The 16,061-nt window shown below is 74.7% G+C and carries 8 protein-coding genes and 3 pseudogenes; 10 read left to right on the plus strand and 1 reads right to left on the minus strand.

Features of this window, described 5'->3' with window-relative positions; genetic code table 11:
• The first annotated feature begins 158 nt into the window (after window positions 1–158).
• From ABEB13_RS40765 to ftsY, 6 genes and pseudogenes are all read left to right on the plus strand, one after another.
• Window positions 159–707: a hypothetical protein gene (locus tag ABEB13_RS40765; RefSeq protein ID WP_425559914.1), complete on the plus strand. Its 549-nt coding sequence runs from the start codon at window positions 159–161 to the stop codon at window positions 705–707.
• Window positions 708–923: 216 nt separating this feature from the next.
• Complete coding sequence (locus ABEB13_RS26745) at window positions 924–2,255, plus strand: hypothetical protein (protein ID WP_345707502.1); 1,332 nt, start codon at window positions 924–926, stop codon at window positions 2,253–2,255.
• A 342-nt stretch (window positions 2,256–2,597) separates the two neighbouring features.
• Complete coding sequence (locus ABEB13_RS26750; protein ID WP_100888393.1) at window positions 2,598–2,894, plus strand: acylphosphatase; 297 nt, start codon at window positions 2,598–2,600, stop codon at window positions 2,892–2,894.
• Between the two features lie 420 nt (window positions 2,895–3,314).
• Window positions 3,315–3,518, plus strand: coding sequence for a hypothetical protein (locus ABEB13_RS26755; RefSeq protein ID WP_100888392.1), 204 nt, complete (start codon window positions 3,315–3,317; stop codon window positions 3,516–3,518).
• A gap of 234 nt (window positions 3,519–3,752) precedes the next feature.
• Window positions 3,753–7,348 (plus strand): annotated as a pseudogene (smc, locus tag ABEB13_RS26760) (chromosome segregation protein SMC).
• Window positions 7,349–7,419: 71 nt separating this feature from the next.
• A complete protein-coding gene (gene ftsY, locus ABEB13_RS26765; RefSeq protein WP_345707503.1) occupies window positions 7,420–8,613 on the plus strand; it encodes a signal recognition particle-docking protein FtsY in 1,194 nt (397 codons plus the stop codon).
• Between the two features lie 70 nt (window positions 8,614–8,683).
• Here ftsY and ABEB13_RS26770 read toward each other — a convergent pair whose 3' ends face one another.
• Window positions 8,684–9,379: a bifunctional DNA primase/polymerase gene (locus tag ABEB13_RS26770; protein WP_345707504.1), complete on the minus strand. Its 696-nt coding sequence runs from the start codon at window positions 9,377–9,379 to the stop codon at window positions 8,684–8,686.
• A 544-nt stretch (window positions 9,380–9,923) separates the two neighbouring features.
• Between ABEB13_RS26770 and nsdA the strand changes: the two genes are divergently transcribed.
• The 4 genes and pseudogenes from nsdA (at window position 9,924) to ABEB13_RS26790 (ending at window position 15,932) form a co-directional block, all read left to right on the plus strand.
• Window positions 9,924–11,378, plus strand: coding sequence for a transcriptional repressor NsdA (gene nsdA, locus ABEB13_RS26775; RefSeq protein ID WP_100888388.1), 1,455 nt, complete (start codon window positions 9,924–9,926; stop codon window positions 11,376–11,378).
• A 339-nt stretch (window positions 11,379–11,717) separates the two neighbouring features.
• Window positions 11,718–13,036, plus strand: a pseudogene (locus ABEB13_RS26780) (ammonium transporter).
• On the plus strand, window positions 13,036–13,374 hold the full coding sequence (locus ABEB13_RS26785) for a P-II family nitrogen regulator (protein WP_100888386.1): 339 nt from the start codon (window positions 13,036–13,038) through the stop codon (window positions 13,372–13,374). Before ABEB13_RS26780 ends, ABEB13_RS26785 begins: the two are co-directional and overlap by 1 nt.
• A gap of 117 nt (window positions 13,375–13,491) precedes the next feature.
• A pseudogene (locus tag ABEB13_RS26790) lies at window positions 13,492–15,932 on the plus strand ([protein-PII] uridylyltransferase).
• Window positions 15,933–16,061: the final 129 nt, after the last annotated feature.

Genomic DNA, 16,061 nt, shown 5'->3' on the forward strand with positions numbered 1-16,061 from the left:
CCAGCGCCGCCGTCGCCGCGTTCACCGACCCCAGCTGCAGCGCCACCGTGTGCAGGTACATCCCGCCCAGGCCGCCCACCAGGATCGCGTACAGCGCGGGGTCGGTGACCAGCTGCCCGAGGTCGAAGGGCTCCAGGCCGTCCAGGATCCGCACGCCGATGCCGAGCGCGCCGAACCCCAGGCCGGAGAGCAGGCCCGCCACGATCGCGCCGCTCCGCCCCAGCCGCCGCACCAGCAGCGAGCCGCCGGCGATCAGCACCACCGAGCCGATCAGCAGCCACCAGTGCACCGGCCATGCCGCGTGGTGCGGCCCCTCCGGGCCGGCCGCCACCGCGAGCAGCACCAGCGCGCCGCAGAGCACCCCGATCGACGTCCACTCCAGCCGCTTCAGCCGCAGCCCCAGCATCCGGACGCTGAGCAGCGCGGTGATCACCAGATTGGCACTGATGATCGTCTGCGACAGGAACAGCGGCAGCAGCCGGGCCGCCAGCGCACCCAGCAGGAAGCCCACGAAGTCGAGCACCGTGCCGAGGATGAACTCCCAGGTCACCACGGCCTTGGCGGTCGAGGCCAGGCTCGGGCCGCCGTGCTCCGTCGTCGTCGCGTCCGGGCCTGCGCCGCCCGCCGGGGCGGCTCCGGCCCGGGCCGCCTCCTCACGGGCCGACCGGCGGGCGCCGAGGGCCTGGAGGACGGAACCGGTGCCGTAGCAGACCGAGGCCGCGGTGGCGGTGACGAGACCGATGAGCACGGGGTCTCCGATCGGAGCGGGAGGGAGCGGGCGGGGCTGATCGTCGAGCAGGCACCACTATGCCCGGTGTCCGGACGCCGTCCGGCCCGGCGGTGGAGGTTCCGGCCGGTCGGCGGGGGTGCGGCTCCGACCCGGGGATGGGATCGGGGCGGCCCGGCCCGGTAGCGTCGGGGCCATGAGAACTGTGTTCCGCCGGGCGGCCGCCGTGCTGTCGGCGCTGATGATCGGGCTGCTGCTGATCGCCCCGGCCGCCTCCGCGGCCGGCGGCGTGGGCGACGCCGCCGCCGCGCTGAAGAAGGGCCAGGTGTACGTCGACCCGTCGATGACCGGCCGCTTCTCGGCCGCCCAGGCGGCCGAGCTGGGCCGGCGGATCGCCGACGCCGACAAGCCGATCTTCGTCGCGGTCGTCCCGGCCACCGATGCCTACCCCGCCCGCACGGTGGCCCAGGACCTCCGGACGGAGGTCGGCATCGTCGGGGTGTACGCGATCTGGCGCGGCGACCAGTTCAAGGCCTTCGCCGACCGCAAGGCGCTGCCCGCCGGTGTCCCGGACCGGATCGCCGGCGCCGCGTTCCGCTCCCACCCGGGCGACATCGGCGCCACCCTGACCGACTTCGTCGGCCAGGCGGCCGGTCAGACCAAGGGCCACGGCATCGGCGACGGCTCCGGCTCGGGTGGCCTGGGCGCCGCCGCGATCGTCGTCCCGATCGCCCTGCTGGCCCTCGCCGGCGGCGGCGTGTTCCTGCTCTTCCGGCGGGCGAAGAAGCGCAAGGAGCAGGAGCGGCAGGCCCAGCTCGCCCAGCTGCGCACGGTCGTCGACGAGGACATCACCGCCTTCGGCGAGGAGCTCGACCGGCTCGACTTCAGCCCGGGCGCCCCGGACGCCGACGACGCCCAGCGGGCCGACTACACGCACGCCCTGGACGCCTACGAGCACGCCAAGGCGACGATGGAGGCGGCCACCGGACCGGACGACGTCCGGCCGGTGACCGAGGCGCTGGCCGACGGCCGGTTCGCGCTGGCGACGCTGGCCGCGCGCCGCGAGAAGCGGCCGCTGCCCGAGCGGCGGCCGCCGTGCTTCTTCGACCCGCGGCACGGGCCGTCGGTGGCCGACGGGCAGTGGGCCCCGGTGGGCGGGGCGCCGCGCGCGGTGCCGGTGTGCGCCGCCGACGCGGCCCGGCTGGCGGACGGCGCCGAGCCGGACATCCGGACGGTCGAGACGTCCTACGGCCGTCAGCCGTACTGGGACGCGGGACCGGCGTACAGCCCGTGGGCGGGCGGCTACTACGGCTCCGGGATGCTGCCCGGTCTGGTGGCCGGCACCGTTCTCGGGTCGGTGCTGGCCACGCCCGGTGACGCCTGGGCCGCGGGCGGCGGCTTCGACGGCGGCGGCGGGCCGGACGGCGGCGACTACTCGGGCGCGGACTTCGATCAGAGCGACTTCGGCGGGTTCGACGGGGGCGGTGGCTTCGACGGCGGTGGCGGCGGCGACTTCGGCGGCTTCTGAGCCCGCCGGGCCGGGGCGGCAGGGCCGACCGGGTGACACCGGGCGGCCCTGCCGCCCGTGCGGGCCGGTGTCCGCGTCGGCGTCCGGGCTGCCGGCGGCGCGGGCCGGGGCGCCGGGCGCGGCGGGCGTCCGGCATCCGATCGGGTGATTCCGGGGTCGGGGTCGCGCGCACCGCGGGGCGCCGCCGCGGCCGGGTGCGGCCGGCGGATCGCCGCCGCCGACCCCGGCGCGTGCAGCCGCCGCGCACGCCCCGCACGATCGCCGGGCACCTCGGGGAGGTGCCGTGGAAGTGCCGTGAAACCCCTCGGATCCCGGCGATCGGTGTCCGACTATGGTCGGGACATGCACGATCACGACAGCAGCCGGCCCGTCCGGGTCACCGCCTGGGTGCGGGGACGGGTCCAGCAGGTCGGCTTCCGGTGGTGGACCAGAGCCCGCGCCCTGGAGATCGGCGGGCTCACCGGCTACACCAGCAACCTCGGCGACGGCCGGGTGCAGGTGGTCGCCGAAGGGCTCCGCGCGGAGTGCGAGCAACTGCTCGTCGCACTCCGCGGCCCGGACACTCCGGGCCAGGTCAGCGGGGTGACCGAGATCTGGAGCGCGACCGGCGAGGGCTACCCGGACTTCGTGATCCGCTAGGCGCCCGCAGGGGTGCCCGCCGAGCACACCGCAGTTGCCGGGGGAGTGGAGAGACCCCCGGCAACTGCCGGTGTCATCCGGTTGCCATCCGGACGGACTCGTGGTTGACTCCGCACCAGCAGTGATCCACCTGACCCGGTGGCCCGCCCCACCCCTGGTGTGACCGTCCCGCCATGCAGGTGAGAGGCGCGCGGTAGCGTGCGGTGATCGTGTTGACCCGTTCCGTCTTTGGTGAGACGCTGGAAGCCCGCGCACAAGCCCGCGTTTCCCCGGCAGGGTCGAGTCGCCGTGTGCCCAGCTCACTGCGGCCCTCCCCGAGTGCACAACCTGCACGTCCGGTGGCACGGAGGAGTGCGTTCCCTTCCCCCTAGACCAGTACCGCGACACGGTTCGGTCACTCAGCGTGGAGGACCATACATCATGGCAAAGGCGCTTCTCGGGTACGTCGGCGGCCCCGACCCGCGAATGCTCTCCGAGATGCGACGGCTGCAGCAGCGCGTCCAGGACCTGGAGGCCGAGCTCAACCGGCTCCAGACGGAGAACGACGCACTCACCGCTGTCGCTGACGAGCACTCGCTGCTCCACAGCATCGAACTGGATCAGCGGGAGCCCGCTCTCACCTGATCCCGATCCGCACGATCGACGCTGTAGTGCACCGAGGCTTCCCGACAGGGATCGCAGCCTGCAAGGGACGTCCTATGTGACGTCCCTTCGTCGTCCACGAAACCCCCGCGCCCCCTTCCGAGCTGAGGCTGCCCTGGCCGCCGCGCGGTCAAACCGCCTCCTGCCCTCCCGTCCGCCACCTGGCCGGATACAGTCGCCAGCACAGCGCAGCACGCTGGCGAGGAGGTCGGACGGGTGCATCTGAAGAGCCTGACGCTGCGCGGATTCAAGTCGTTCGCGTCGGCCACCACACTCCGGTTCGAGCCGGGCATCACCTGCGTCGTCGGCCCGAACGGCTCCGGCAAGTCGAACGTCGTCGACGCGCTGTCCTGGGTGATGGGAGAGCAGGGCGCCAAGTCGCTGCGCGGCGGCAAGATGGAGGACGTCATCTTCGCCGGCGCGGGCGGCCGCGCCGCGCTCGGCCGCGCCGAGGTCAGCCTCACCATCGACAACACCGACGGTGCACTGCCCATCGACTACGCCGAGGTCACCATCACGCGGACGATGTTCCGCAACGGCGGCAGCGAGTACGCGCTCAACGGCACCACCTGCCGCCTGCTCGACATCCAGGAACTGCTCTCCGACTCCGGCATCGGCCGCGAGATGCACGTCATCGTCGGCCAGGGCCGGCTCGACTCCGTCCTGCAGGCCGACCCGATGGGCCGGCGCGCCTTCATCGAGGAGGCCGCCGGCGTCCTCAAGCACCGCAAGCGCAAGGAGAAGGCGCTGCGGAAACTCGACGCCATGCAGGGCAACCTCAACCGCGTCCAGGACCTCGTCGCGGAACTGCGCCGCCAGTTGGGGCCGCTCGGCAGGCAGGCCAGGATCGCCCGTCGCGCTGCCGGCATCCAGGCCGAACTCCGCGACGCCCGCCTGCGGTTGCTCGCCGACGACCTCCTCGTGCTGCGCCGCGCCGTCGAGGCCGAGGTCGCCGACGAGCTGGCCCTGCGCCTGCGCCGCACCACCGTCGAGCAGGAACTCGCCCGCGCCGTGCAGCGCGAGGCCGTCCTGGAGGCCCAGGTCGAGCAGCTCGGACCGCGGCTGGAGGCCGCCCGGCAGACCTGGTACCGGCTCTCCTCACTCGCCGAGCGCACCCGGGGCACCATCGGCCTCGCCGAGGCAAAGGTCCGGCACGCCGCTGCCGGCGCCCAGGGGGAGGAGCGGCGCGGCCGCGACCCCGAGGAGCTCGCCCGCGAGGCGGCCCGGGTCCGCGCGGAGGAGGCCGCACTCACCGAGGCCCTCGAAGAGGCCCGGTACGCCCTCGCCGAGAGCGTCGAGGAACGCACCGCCCTCGAACGCGCCCTCACCGCCGAGGAGGCCGCGCTGCGGACGGCGGCCCGGGCGATCGCGGACCGGCGCGAGGGCCTCGCCCGGCTCCAGGGCCAGGCCGCCGCCGCACGCTCCCGGGCCGCCGGGGCCCGCGCCGAGACCGGCCGGCTCGCCGAGGCCCGGGACGAGGCCCTGCTGCGCGCCGAGGCCGCCCAGCAGGAGTACCGGCTCCTCCAGGACGACGCCGACGGCCGCGAGGCCGCCGGCACCGAGCAGGACGCCGCGTACGAGAGCGCCCGCGCCGACCTCGCCGCCGCCGAACGCGACGTCGTCGCCGCCCGGGACGCCGCCGGCGCCGCCGAACGCGAACGCGCCGCCCTCACCGCCCGCCACGAGGCCCTCTCGCTGGGCCTGCGCCGCAAGGACGGCAGCAGTGCCCTGCTCGGCGCCGACGGCCCGGCCGGCGTCCTCGGCTCCGCCGCCGGACTCCTCACCGTCCGGGCCGGGTACGAGACCGCGGTGGCCGCCGCCCTCGGCGCTGCCGCCGAGGCCGTCGCCGTGGACGGCGCGGACACCGCCGCCGAGGCGTTGCGACTGCTGCGCAAGCAGGACGCCGGCCGGGCGGCGCTCCTGCTCGCCGGCACCGCCGTTGCAGCCCCCGTCGACCGCCCCGAGCTGCCGGACGGCGCCCGGTGGGCCGCCGACCTGGTCACCGCCCCGGACGCGCTGCGCGGCGCCGTCGACCAGCTGCTGGCCGGGACGGTGGTCGTCGACGACCTCGCCGCGGCCCGGCAACTCATCGCCATCCGAACGGGGTTGACCGCCGTCACCGCCGACGGCGACCTGCTGTCGGCCGGCTTCGCGCAGGGCGGCGCGGCCGGCGCCCCCAGCCTGCTGGAGACCCAGGCCCAGGTGGCCGACGCCGCCCGCCGCATCGACGAACTCGACGCCCACTGCACCGAATCGGCCGACCGGCTCGCCACCGCCGCCGAACGCCGTGCCGAACTCGCCGCCGCCGTCGAGCAGTCGGCCGCCGACCGGCGCCGCGCCGAGCAGGAGAGCGCCCGGCTCGCCGGCGCGCTCGGCCGCTCCGCCGGCCAGGCCCGGGCCGCCGCCGCCGAGGCCGAGCGGCTCGCCACCGCGGCCGAACGCGCCGAGGAGGCCCTCGCCGCGAGCACCGCCGCCGCCGAGGAGCTCACCGCCCGGCTGGAAGCCGCCGAGGAACTCGCCGCCGACGGCGACGACGAACCCGACACCGCCGAACGCGACCGGCTGGCCGCCGCCGGCACCGCCGCCCGCCAGCACGAGATGGAGGCCCGGCTCGCCGTCCGCACCCACGAGGAGCGGGTCCGCTCGCTGGCCGGCCGCGCCGACCAGCTCGACCGTGCCGCCGCCGCCGAGCGGGAGGCCCGCGCCCGCGCCGCCGCCCGCCGCGAGCGCGCCCGCCACGAGGCCGCCGTCGCCACCGCCGTCGCCGACGGGGCACGCCAACTGCTCGCCGCCGTCGAGGACTCGCTCGCCCGCGCCGACACCGAGCGCACCGGGGCGGAGCAGGCCCGCGCCGCCCGCGAGGGCGAGTTGCGCACCGCCCGCGAGCACGGCCGCGAACTCAAGGCCGAACTCGACAGACTGGTCGACGCCGGCCACCGCGACGAGGTCCTCCGCGCCGAGAAGCGGCTGCGCATCGAACAGTTGGAGGCCCGCGCGCTGGAGGAGTTCGGCATCGAGGGCCAGGAGCTCCTCGACGGCTACGGCCCCGACCGGCCCGTCCCCCGCCCACCCCCGAGGAGGGCCAGGAACCCGGCGAGCCCCGCCCGTACGACCGGGCCGAGCAGGAGAAGCGGCTCAAGGCCGCCGAGCGCGCCTACCAGCAGCTCGGCAAGGTCAACCCGCTGGCGCTGGAGGAGTTCTCCGCGCTGGAGGAGCGGCACCGCTTCCTCGGCGAGCAGCTGGACGACCTCAAGAAGAGCCGCCGCGACCTCATGGAGATCGTCCGGGACGTCGACACCCGGGTGGAGCAGCTGTTCACCGCGGCCTTCCACGACACCGCGGCCCAGTTCGAGGGGGTGTTCGCCCGGCTCTTCCCCGGCGGCGAGGGACGCCTGGTGCTCACCGACCCGGAGTCGATGCTGACCACCGGTGTCGAGGTCGAGGCCCGCCCGCCCGGCAAGAAGGTGAAGCGGCTGTCGCTGCTCTCCGGCGGCGAGCGCTCGCTGACCGCCGTCGCCCTGCTGGTCTCCATCTTCAAGGCGCGACCCAGCCCGTTCTACGTGATGGACGAGGTCGAGGCCGCCCTCGACGAGACCAACCTGCGCCGGCTGATCGCCATCATGGAAGAGCTGCGGGAGAGCTCCCAGCTGATCGTCATCACCCACCAGAAACTCACCATGGAGTCCGCCGACGCCCTCTACGGCGTCACCATGAAGGGCGACGGCATCTCCCAGGTGATCAGCCAGCGGCTCCGCGAGGAGCACCGCGAGCGGCGCGGCCCGGCCCGGACGCCGACCGCCGCCGCGATCTGACGGCGCTCCGCCACGAGCCACGCCGTCCGGCTACTCCCGGCGGCGCCGGGGCGTCGCGGATACTGGGGGTTATGGAATACGTGATCCTTGCCGTAGTCATCGCCGTGGTCGCCGTCGGCGCGATCGCGGGACTCGTCGTCACCGGCAGACGACGCAAGCCGCTGCCTCCCAAGCCCGAGGCACCCGTCATCACGCCGCCGCGCGAGCCGCAGGTCGGCGAGGAGTCCGCCCCGCCCGTCGAGGCGCCCGACCAGACGATCGAGGAGGTGCAGCTCCCGACCGCCGAGGAGGCGGGCCCGGCCCCGGCCGAGGCCGAGGCCCCGCCGGCGGTCGAGGTCCCCGAACCGACCGCGGGCCGGCTCGTCCGGCTGCGCTCCCGGCTCTCCCGGTCGCAGAACACCCTGGGCAAGGGCCTGCTCACGCTGCTCTCCCGGGACCGTCTCGACGAGGACACCTGGGAGGAGGTCGAGGACACCCTGCTCACCGCCGACGTCGGCGTGGCACCCACCCAGGAGCTGGTCGAGCGGCTGCGCACCCGGGTCAAGGTGCTCGGGACCCGCACCCCGGCGGAGCTCCGCACGCTGCTCCACGAGGAGCTCGTGGCGCTGATCGGCCCGGAGAGCGACCGCACCGTGCGCTCCACCCGGGACGGCGACGGCCCGGCCGTGGTGCTGGTGGTCGGCGTGAACGGCGTCGGCAAGACCACCACCACCGGCAAGCTGGCCCGGGTGCTGGTCGCCGACGGCCGCCGGGTGGTGCTCGGCGCCGCCGACACCTTCCGTGCCGCCGCCGCCGACCAGCTGCAGACCTGGGGCGAGCGGGTCGGCGCGCACACCGTGCGCGGCCCCGAGGGCGGCGACCCGGCCTCGGTGGCGTTCGACGCGGTCAAGGAGGGCATCGCGGAGGGCGTCGACACCGTGCTGGTCGACACCGCCGGCCGGCTGCACACCAAGACCGGTCTGATGGACGAGCTGGGCAAGGTCAAGCGGGTCGTGGAGAAGCACGGCCCGGTCGACGAGGTGCTGCTGGTGCTGGACGCCACCACCGGTCAGAACGGCCTCGTCCAGGCCCGGGTGTTCGCCGAGGTCGTGGACATCACCGGGATCGTGCTGACCAAGCTGGACGGCACCGCCAAGGGCGGCATCGTCATCGCCGTCCAGCGCGAACTGGGCGTGCCGGTCAAGCTGGTGGGTCTCGGCGAGGGTGCCGACGATCTGGCGCCCTTCGAGCCGGCCGCCTTCGTGGACGCGCTGATCGGCGACTGACCGGCGACCGGCCGTCCCCGACCTCGACAACGGGTCGTCTCCCCTGCGGGAGGCGGCCCGTCCTGCTGTCTCAGCTGGCCAGCCAGGCCGGCTCGGTGCTGCGGGCACGGCCGCGGTGGCAGGCGTACGCGAGGGTGCCGAGCAGCAGTCGTGCCTCCGGCGGGCAGGCCGCGCTCTCCCGGGTCGGGCGGCGCAGCCAGCGCATCGGGCCGAGCCCGCCGAGCACGGTGGGCGGCGCCGCGACGTACGCCCCGGTGCCGTGGCAGACCAGGTCGAGCGAGGCGTCGTCCCAACCCGTCCGGTACAGCAGGTCGGGCAGCCGGCGGGCGGTGCCGGGGGCGACGAAGAACAGCAGCCGGCCCGTCGGTGCGGCCAGCACCGGCCCGACCTGGGTGCCCATCCGCTCCAGCCGGACGAGGGCCTGCAGGCCGGGTTGGGCGGGCACGTCGAGGACGTCGAAGTGCAGCCCGGCGGGCAGCAGGACGGGGGCGTCGTCGGCCCACATCCGGCGCAGCTCGGGGCCGGCGAGGCCGGCCGAGGACCGCGGCCCGGCCCCGCCGTGCAGGCCGGGCGCGGCGCAGTGCGCGGCGGCGCAGTCGCACCTGCCGGGGACACCGGCCCCGGGCGCGGTGCCGGCGGCGACCGTCCAGCCCAGCCGGGTGGTGTACTCGGCGGCCGCCTGCAGGGCGGTGGCGCGGTGGTGCCGGATGCCGCGCGGCGCCAGACGCAGGTGCCGGAGCCGGAGTTCGCCGAACAGATTGTCCATGCTTCCCCCAACACTCTCCGGTGCCCGATGGTTACGGGACTGTGACAGTGCGTCCGCGGCCGGGCGCGGTGCAGGTGGCGCACCGGCGGCGCGCGCCGGGCGGCGCGCACCGATTCGCGCGGCCCGCGCCAGGAGTTTCCTTGCGCCGGAGGGCCGATTGCCGGATCGTCGTTCCCGCACCGCTGCCTCCGTCATCTGTCGAGCCGTCAATGCCGGTAGCATCGGCGGCAGTTGATCCGCCCGAGGGCCGGCGGCCGAACTGTCCCGGCATGTGCCCGGGTCAACTCGGCCTGATGACCAGTGAAGCGCGCCCGGACCGCCCTTTGTTCACTCGCAGGGGTGGCGAAAGGTGGCGTTTCCCCGGCGATGCTCCCCCGGATGGCGGAAATGACGTTACGTTCGGCACACGGAACGCAGCGGACCGATCACAGTACGAGGGGTCCGTGCGGGTCGAGCAGGCACGGCACGTCGAGCAAGCGCCCGAAGACCCTCGGGCACCACGAGCGGGGCCCCGCGGCGGGGCCGGGCGGGATGGGACGTTCCCATGGGAGACAAGCAACCGAACGAGAAGCTGACGTCGTGGTTCACCCGCAGCGGCTGGTCCAAGGGCGAACTCGCCCGGCAGGTCAACCGCCGGGCACGGCAGATCGGCGCGCACCACGTCAGCACCGACACCTCCCGGGTGCGCCGCTGGCTCGACGGTGAACAACCCCGCGAGCCCATCCCGAAGATCATGTCCGAGCTGTTCTCGGAGCGGTTCGGCTCCGTGGTCTCCATCGAGGACCTCGGCCTGCGCACCGCCGTCCCGGTCTCCACCGTCGGCGGCGGGGTCGACCTGCCGTGGAGCGGCGACCAGACCGTCCAGCTGATCAGCGAGTACTCGCGCAGCGACCTGATGCTCAACCGCCGCGGCTTCCTCGGCACCTCGCTCGCGCTGACCGCCGGCGCCGCGCTCATCGAGCCCATGCAGCGCTGGCTCACCCCGGGGCCCTCCGGCGCCCCCACGCCGATCCTGACCGCCGCCAACGGCGGCGAGGCCTTCACCGGCCGGCTCTCCGAGCCGGAGCTCCAACTCCTGGAGCAGACCACGGTGATGTTCCGCCAGTGGGACGCCCAGAACGGCGGCGGCCTGCGCCGCAAGGCCGTGGTCGGCCAGCTCCACGAGGTCACCGACCTGCTCCAGGAGTCGTATCCGGAGCCCACCACCAGACGGCTCTTCCGGCTCACCTCCGAGCTCGCCCACCTCGCGGGCTGGATGTCCTACGACGTCGGCATGCACCCCAGCGCGCAGAAGTACTACGTGCTGGCCCTGCACGCCGCCAAGGAGGCGGGCGACCGGCCGTTCGGCGCCCTGATCCTCACCGACATGAGCCGCCAGATGATCCACCTCAACCGCGGCGAGGACGCCCTGGAGCTGATCCACCTCGCCCAGTACGGCAGCCGCGACACCGCCACCCCGCGCCAGCAGGCCCTGCTGTACGCGATGGAGGCCCGCGCCTACGCCACCATCGGCGAGGTCAACCGCTGCGCCCGCGCCGCACGGCTCGCCGAGGACACCTTCAGCGACTGCCGGGCCGGCGACGGCGACCAGGACTGGCTCAAGTTCTTCTCCGAGGCCGAACTCAACGCCGAGAACGCCCACTCCTACCGCGACCTCGCCTACCACTCCAGCCGCAGCCAGCTGTACGCCTCGATGTCCGCCCCGGTCATGGAGCGCGCCGTCGACCTGTTCCGGCAGGACGGCGACCACGTGCGCAGCTACGCCTTCAACCTGATCGGCATGGCCAGCGTCCACCTCCTGCAGAACGAGCCCGAGCAGGCCGCCGTGATGGCCGGGCAGGCCGTCGACATCGCCACCAAGGTCCGCTCGGAGCGCCTCAACACCCGCGTCCGCAAGACGTCGGAGGCCGCCAACCGGCAGTTCAAGGGAGTCCCCGAGGTCTCCCGGCTGGCCGAGCGCGTCGTGCAGGACATCCCGGAGTTCGCCTCCGCGGTCTGACGACCGCTTCCGGCCACTCCGGCCCAGACCCCGACCGTGGGGGCAGTCGCGGCACCGCGTCCAACGGGCTCCCCGGCCCCGCAACCGCGGCGCCCCCACGGTCGGTGATCCACCCCCTACCGCCTGTGCTGTGCGGCGGTACGGTATCGCAAGATCTGTCATGGCACGGCCGCGGTTCACGCATCCGTAACGTCCCCGTCAGCGGCGTCACGGCAGCGAAACACCGAGCCGCATCGGCCGAAATCAGCCTTCGGCACTCTCCTCTCATCGCCGACACCCCGGGTGGCACGGGACAGGTATCCCGGGTGTGGAGCGGCTTCCATTCACGAGGAGACGCCGATGCCGGACGGCTTCAGCGCGGGCGATACCGCCTTTGTGTTCATCTGTGCGGCCCTGGTCATGTTGATGACCCCGGGCCTGGCCTTCTTCTACGGAGGCATGGTCAGGGTCAAGAGCACGCTCAACATGCTGGTGATGAGCTTCATCACGCTCGGCATCGTCAGCGTCCTGTGGGTGCTCTACGGCTACAGCCTCGCCTTCGGCCCGGACGCCGGCGCCGGCCTCATCGGGAACCTGGACTACCTGGGCTTCCGCGGCATCGGCCTCAACGACCTCAGCGGCACGATCCCGGTCACCGGGTTCGCCGCCTTCCAGCTGATGTTCGCCGTCATCACCCCGGCCCTGATCAGCGGTGCCATCGCGGACCGCGCCAAGTTCGCCGCCTGGTCGCTCTTCGTGGCGCTCTGGGTGACCGTCGTCTACTTCCCGGTCGCGCACTGGGTGTTCTTCTTCGACAAGGGCAACGGCGGCTGGCTCGGCGACCGCCAGGGCGTCATCGACTTCGCCGGCGGCACCGCCGTCCACATCAACGCCGGCTGCGCGGGCCTCGCCCTCGCCCTGGTGCTCGGCAAGCGCATCGGCTTCAAGAAGGACCCGATGCGCCCGCACAACCTCCCCTGGTGATGCTCGGCTCCGGTCTGCTCTGGTTCGGCTGGTTCGGCTTCAACGCCGGCTCCGCGCTCGCCGCCAACGGCGTGGCCGGCATGGCCTTCATGAACACCCAGGTCGCCACCGCCGCCGCCTGCCTCGGCTGGCTCGCCTACGAGCGGATCAAGCACGGCGCGTTCACCACCCTGGGCGCCGCCTCGGGTGCCGTCGCCGGCCTGGTCGCCATCACCCCGGCCTGCGGCTCGGTCTCCCCGCTCGGCGCCATCGCCATCGGCATCATCGCCGGTGTCGGCTGCGCCGCGGCGATCAGCCTCAAGTACAAGCTCGGCTTCGACGACTCGCTCGACGTGGTCGGCGTCCACCTCGTCGGCGGCGTCATTGGCTCCCTGCTGATCGGCTTCTTCGCCACCGGCCACGTCGGCCAGACCGCGTCCGGTCTCTTCTACGGCGGCGGCTTCGCCCAGCTCGGCAAGCAGGCGCTCGGCGTCGCCGCGGTCGCGGTGTACTCCTTCGTCGTCACCTACCTGCTCGGCCTCGCCATCCACAAGACCATGGGCTTCCGGGTCTCCGAGGACGTCGAGGTCGCCGGCATCGACCAGGCCGAGCACGCCGAGTCCGCCTACGACTTCACCGCGGTCGGCGCCAGCCTCGCCCGGGCCGTCTCCGCCACCCCCGCCACCGCCGCCACGAAGGCCGAGGTCGACGCCTGATGAAGCTCATCACCGCAGTCATCAAGCCGCACCGGCTGGACGACGTGAAGGACGCCCTGCAGGCCTTCGGCGTCCACGGTCTCACCGTCACCGAGGCCAGTGGCTACGGCCGGCAGCGCGGCCACACCGAGGTCTACCGGGGCGCGGAGTACACCGTCGACCTGGTGCCGAAGGTCCGCATCGAGATCCTGGTCGAGGACGACGACGCCGAGCAGTTGATCGACGTCGTGGTCAAGGCCGCCCGCACCGGCAAGATCGGTGACGGCAAGGTCTGGTCCGTCCCGGTCGACACGGCGGTGCGGGTCCGCACCGGCGAGCGCGGCCCCGACGCGCTCTAGCATCGGCAGCACGCGCAGCACGCAGCACCTGTTCCGCACGCTCTTGGCGGACCTGCCCACCGGCAGGTCCGCCGGACGCGTATCCGGCACCGACCGCTCCACGGATGGGGATCCGACGTGACCACGACCGAAGCCCACCCCTCCGGCCCGGCCCGCCCGGACGACCACGGCGCCGCCCGGGCCCGGCTGCTCGCCGAACCCGGCCTCGGTGGTGCGGCCAGACGCGCCGCCCTCGCCCGGCTCACCGACGGCTGGCTCACCGGGCTGTACCGGGAGGCCGGGGCACCCGCGGGCACCGCCCTGGTGGCCGTCGGCGGATACGGCAGGGGCGAGCTCTCCCCGCGCAGCGACCTCGACGTGCTGCTGCTGCACGAGGGCCCTGTCGACCCCGCCCTGGCGGAGCGGATCTGGTACCCGGTCTGGGACTCCGGCGCCGCCCTCGACCACTCCGTCCGCACCCTCGGCGAGGCCCGCCAGGTCGCCGCCGACGACCTCAAGGCCCAGCTCGGCCTGCTCGACGCCCGGCACATCGCCGGGGACCCGGCCCTCACCGCCACCCTGCGCTCCACCCTGCTCGCCGACTGGCGGGCCGGCGCCGCCGGCCGGCTGCCCGAGCTGCAGGACCTCGGCACCGAGCGGGCCGAACGCCACGGAGAGCTCTCCTTCCTGCTGGAGCCCGACCTCAAGGAGGCCCGCGGCGGCCTGCGCGACGTGGTCGCCCTCAACGCGATCGCCGCGACCTGGCTCGCGGACGCCCCCGCGACGGCCTGGATGCCGCCGCCGCCCGCCTCGCCGACGTCCGCGACGCCCTCCACCTGACCACCGGCCGCGCCACCGAGCGGCTCAGCCTCCAGGACCAGGACCAGGTCGCCGCCCGCCTCGGCGTCCTCGACGCCGACACCCTGCTGCGCCAGGTCTACGAGGCCGCCCGCACCATCACCTACGCCTCGGACGTCACCTGGCGCGCGGTCGACCGGGTGCTCGCCGCCCGCAGCGGCCGCGGCCGGCGGATCTCCCGGATCGCGTTCCCGTTCAGCGGGGTCGGCCGCGGCGCCGGCGCGGTCGCCAAGGGGGCCGTCGACCGCCGCCCGCTCGCCGAGGGAGTCGTCGAACAGGACGGCGAGGCCGTCCTCGCCCAGGGCGCCCGTCCCGCCCAGGACCCGGTTCTGCCGCTGCGGGCCGCCGCCGCGGCCGCACAGGCCGGCCTCACCGTCTCCTACGCCACCGTCCGCCGGCTCGCCGCCGAGTCCAAGCCGCTGCCGGTGCCCTGGCCGGACGAGGCCCGCGAGCAGCTGATCACCCTGCTCGGCGCCGGCGAGGCCTGCCTGCCCGTGTGGGAGGCGCTGGAGGCCGAGGGACTGATCACCCGGCTGCTGCCGGACTGGGAGCGGGTGCGCTGCCGCCCGCAGCGCAACGCGGTGCACCGCTGGACGGTCGACCGGCACCTGATCGAGACGGCGGTGCGGGCCGCCGCGATGACCCGCCGGGTGGCCCGACCCGACCTGCTGCTGGTCGCGGCCCTGCTGCACGACATCGGCAAGGGCTGGCCCGGCGACCACTCCGAGGCCGGCGAGGTGATCGTCCGCGACGTCGCCGTCCGGATGGGCTTCGACAAGACCGACACCGACACCCTCGCGCTGTTGGTCCGCCACCACCTGACCCTGGTGGACACCGCCACCCGGCGCGACCCGGACGACCCGGCCACCGTCGAGGCGATCACCGGGACGGTCGGCACGCTGGCCCACCTGGAGCTGCTGCACGCCCTCACCGAGGCCGACGCCACCGCCACCGGACCGGCGGCCTGGAGCAGCTGGCGGGCCTCGCTGGTCGCCGGGCTGGCGGCCCGCGCGGCGGCCCGGCTGGCGGGTGCGGTCAGCTACCCGGTGGCGGGCGACCCGACCGCCGAGGAGGAGCGGCTCGCCGTCGAGGCGGCCCGGACGGGCGCGCCCGCGCTCTCCCTGCTCGCCCACGCCGAACAGGGCGACGGCGGCACCGAGCCGATGGGGGTCGAGCTGACCCTCGCCATCCCGGACCGGCCCGGCCTGCTGGGCACGGTGGCCGGCGTGCTCGCGCTGCACCGGCTCACCGTCCGGTCGGCCGGGCTGCGCGAACTCGACCCGGTCGGCGCGGGGCCCGTCCTGCTGCTCTCCTGGACGGTCGCCGCCGAGTACGGCGAGCTGCCGGAGGCGGCCAGGCTCCGTGCGGACCTGCGGCGGGCCCTGGACGGCTCGTTGGACGTCGCCCGCAAGCTCGCCGAGCGGGACGCCGCCGCGCCCCGGCGGCGCGGCATCGCCACCCCGCCGCCGGTGGTGTCGGTCGCCCCTGGTGCCTCGTCCAGCGCCACCATCCTGGAGGTCCGCGCGCACGACGCGCCGGGGCTGCTGCACCGCATCGGCCGGGCCCTGGACGCGGCCGGCGTCCGGGTGCGCACCGCCCATGTCTCCACCCTGGGCGCGGACGCCGTGGACGCCTTCTACGTGACGGATTCGGAGGGCCGGCCGCTGACCGCGCAGCGGGCGTCCGAGGTGGCCAGAGCGGTGCAGGGCGCCCTCGGCTGAGGGCGCCGGCCCGCCCGGGGAGCCCTGCGCGGGCCGGATCCGGGCGGGTGGAGACCGTTCCCCGGGCGGCCGGATACCCTGGGGGACGACGACAGTACCCGTACCGATGCCGCAAGGGACCCGCGACCG

Origin of the sequence: Kitasatospora paranensis (assembly GCF_039544005.1) — a bacterium.
Taxonomy (GTDB): Bacteria; Actinomycetota; Actinomycetes; order Streptomycetales; family Streptomycetaceae; genus Kitasatospora; species Kitasatospora paranensis.

Excerpts from the sequence above, each read along its gene's own strand:
- ftsY (WP_345707503.1), top strand. The coding sequence starts at position 7,420 with ATGGAATACGTGATCCTTGCCGTAGTCATCGCCGTGGTCGCCGTCGGC.
- nsdA (WP_100888388.1), top strand. The coding sequence starts at position 9,924 with ATGGGAGACAAGCAACCGAACGAGAAGCTGACGTCGTGGTTCACCCGC.
- ABEB13_RS26755 (WP_100888392.1), top strand. The coding sequence starts at position 3,315 with ATGGCAAAGGCGCTTCTCGGGTACGTCGGCGGCCCCGACCCGCGAATG.
- ABEB13_RS26750 (WP_100888393.1), top strand. The coding sequence starts at position 2,598 with ATGCACGATCACGACAGCAGCCGGCCCGTCCGGGTCACCGCCTGGGTG.
- ABEB13_RS26785 (WP_100888386.1), top strand. The coding sequence starts at position 13,036 with ATGAAGCTCATCACCGCAGTCATCAAGCCGCACCGGCTGGACGACGTG.
- ABEB13_RS40765 (WP_425559914.1), top strand. The coding sequence starts at position 159 with ATGCCGAGCGCGCCGAACCCCAGGCCGGAGAGCAGGCCCGCCACGATC.
- ABEB13_RS26745 (WP_345707502.1), top strand. The coding sequence starts at position 924 with ATGAGAACTGTGTTCCGCCGGGCGGCCGCCGTGCTGTCGGCGCTGATG.
- ABEB13_RS26770 (WP_345707504.1), bottom strand. The coding sequence starts at position 9,379 with ATGGACAATCTGTTCGGCGAACTCCGGCTCCGGCACCTGCGTCTGGCG.